Source organism: Phaeodactylibacter luteus (assembly GCF_007993045.1).
GTDB classification, from domain to species: Bacteria; Bacteroidota; Bacteroidia; order Chitinophagales; family Saprospiraceae; genus Phaeodactylibacter; species Phaeodactylibacter luteus.
Genome location: NZ_VOOR01000115.1, coordinates 1 through 2,902, shown reverse-complemented (window position 1 = coordinate 2,902; position 2,902 = coordinate 1). Strand labels below are relative to the sequence as shown.

Below are 2,902 nucleotides of genomic sequence, written 5' to 3'. Positions count from 1 at the left end.
GGTGAGATCGCCTGTACCCACAATACCTTGTATTTCCACAGCGCCGCTCTGCCCACTAAAATCAATCTCAGCACCGCCACTAGTCAGTATCTCAATAGGCAGGGGTACATCGCTAAAGGTAAGCCCTGCATTGCCCACACCTGTACCGGTGAAACAAAGCTGGAACAATACGGCACCATCTGGAAGGGTTACGCTATTGGCACTCGACCAATTGAGCGTCACTACACCTGCGTTTGAGGTATTGAAATCAGATTGCTGCAAGCCAGGAAGCGCCTGCAAAGTGATATTGTCAAATTCAAGCAGGGAAGCATCGTAAGCTATGGAAAGCTGAATGCCTGCTATATTATTGAAATCGGCTACTGTCACATCAACGCAAGCTGTTTCGCCCTGCTGAATGACTTCATCTGATAAATCGAAAATGACATCGATTGCATTCACCGTGATGTTGCCGTTCTGGCCATTCAGCTCAATCGCTGCCCCTCCGCTTGTAGCAGCTTGTGTCGCTACAGGAGTATCAGAGAAAGACAAGGAAGTAGTCCCTTCTTGGAGTGTTGTAAAGCAAAGGCGGAAAATAGATGTGCCATTAGGCACCGTGGCGCCTCCTGCTGCGGACCAGTTACAGGTAATGACTCCAGGCACGGAGGTGTCAAAATCTCCTGCATCCAGGCCAGTAAGGTTGAAGTTATCAACACCATTCAAGGACAGCCGAGAATCGTCGTAATTGATGGTAAACTGCATACTGCCGATGTCCTCAAAATCCAGAGCGCGGACCTCCACACAGGCTTCATTGCCCAGGTCAGCTACATTATTAAGTATATCCAACGTTACGCTCACATCTTCAACGGTGACCATCCCATTATTACCGTTGAAGATGACATTCTCATTAGAAGTGTTCTCCACTGAAATGGGCAGAGGAGTATCTGCAAACTCCACAGAGGAAGTGCCAGCAGCCTCGCCCGTGAAACACAACTGAAAAGCAGTAGCATTATCGGGCAGGGTTGCGCCTGCACCGCTCGACCAATCAACTGTAATCACCCCTGCGGAGGGGTTCGCAAAGTCTGTAAAATCTAGCCCCGGCAAGTTGAAGCCATCCGCCCCGTTGTAGCTGACCACCGACGGGTCATAGCTGATACTCAGCTGCATGCTTGCGATGTCCGTGAAATCCTGTACCCTGACATCGATACAGCCTTGTTCTCCTACGCCAAGGGTTGTATTCCGTATATCGAGTGATACTTCCGGGTCTGCTCCGCCGGCACATTCTGGGTTGGTAACGTTCACCACACCATTTTCCGGGTTGAGCCCTACATTTACAAAGCTGCCATTGAGCACCTCGATACCTGGGGTAGGCGGCCCTCCAAATGTGATGTCTGAGGGCCCACAATCCAAAACCCGAAGCTCCAGTGTGTAGAACAAGGTGCCATCAGGAACACTGACCGTTGTGAAAGAGCTCTCAAACCAAGCTACGCCTACGCCGCCGGGAGGCACGTTGCCGCCTTGATCTTGGTTCGGCGTGCTGAATACGCTTTCAATGAGGCCCGGAAACTGGGCGGAGTTGATATTCTTGATGGAGACGAACCGAAGAACAGCAGGGTCCCATCTGACACCAAACTGTGCACTGGCAAGCCCCTGGAAATCGGAAACGCGGATGTCGACCTCGATGACGTCGTTGATCGCGGCATCTGTCGTGGTAGGATCAATACTGAAGGTAGGTGTTTGTGCAGATAGAGATACTCCACAGACAAACAGGCCTAGGATTAGGCAGGTAAATAATTTGTTCATCGGTGCTCGGAATTTGGGATGTTTATTAACTATTCTTGGGATTCTACTTATCGGCTGGGGTTGCCCCCTCTCCTCCAGCTGTGCCAATCGGTAATGCACATACCGGAGTATCGTGTGTGTAATGCTTCTCTTTATCGGGCCAAGAGCAGCTTGTGTGATAGCTCGAATTCGTCAGCGGTTACCCGCAAAACGTAGGCACCCGCCCCACCGAGGTTTTCCGCATCTACCTCGAAAAGGTGCTGGCCAGGCGCGTAATAGTTGCTCACCCGGCTAATTTGCTGTCCTTGTGCGTCATAAATAACAACCTCTGCTTCTGTACCCTGCTTGAAGTCCAGCGTTACTGAAGTCACTTTTTGAAATGGGTTAGGCCCACTCGTGATGGTTAGCCAAGCCGCGGCATTCCTACGCCGGATGCTGTTGATGCCATCAATTTGCACAGCACCAGGAATAAAGCTGACATCCAGCGTCTGCTCATTTGCATTAGCAAACTCAACAACTACTGGGAAATCCGTAAACCGGATAGAATCCAAGGTGGTGTTGTCTTCCAGTACCTCAAAGTCCATAGTAAACAAGGTCGCATCATCTTCCAATGAAATGGGCTGAACGGCAGGTTCGAACCACAAAAAGCCCAAATAGCCACTGTCTGCCTCGGAATAGTTGAAGTTTTCCACAATAGTGGACAGGTTTTCATTCAGATTGCCTGCCTCCTGCAAACGAAACAGCGTCGTATCCCAGCTCACACTGAACTGACAGCCCGCTATGGAATCGAAATTGATAGCCTTGATGGAAACGGTAAAATTCTCGTCAGGAAGGACGGTATGACTTGATGCATAGACAGTTACCTGAGCAGCAGCTAAGGAAGGAAGGATAAAAAGCAGCGCTGCTACAAGGTTGCACCTCGCAGAATTAGCGATTTGTTTCATGGGATCATGTAGTTATTTGTAACGCTGTGCAAGGTAGCAATTTTTTGGCAACTATGGGAAGCCGCCTTCAGACTAATTTTCCTGCCCTGCTCTGCTGCCTTCCGTTTAGGCACAACGGATGGCATTTTTGGCAGGAAGCCCATAAAAACCAAGAGGCCCGCAGCGATTGCTGCGGGCCTCTCTTTGGCTTTGCCGGGGCG

General features: G+C 50.2%; 2 protein-coding genes. Both read right to left on the bottom strand.

Annotation, left to right across the window (positions count from 1 at the left end; all coding sequences use genetic code 11):
• Positions 1–1,779 (bottom strand): cohesin domain-containing protein (locus FRY97_RS21640; protein WP_147169706.1); only part of this gene is annotated, 1,779 nt, incomplete at its 3' end.
• A gap of 131 nt (positions 1,780–1,910) precedes the next feature.
• Complete coding sequence (locus tag FRY97_RS21635; protein WP_147169705.1) at positions 1,911–2,702, bottom strand: cohesin domain-containing protein; 792 nt, start codon at positions 2,700–2,702, stop codon at positions 1,911–1,913.
• Positions 2,703–2,902 lie beyond the last annotated feature (200 nt).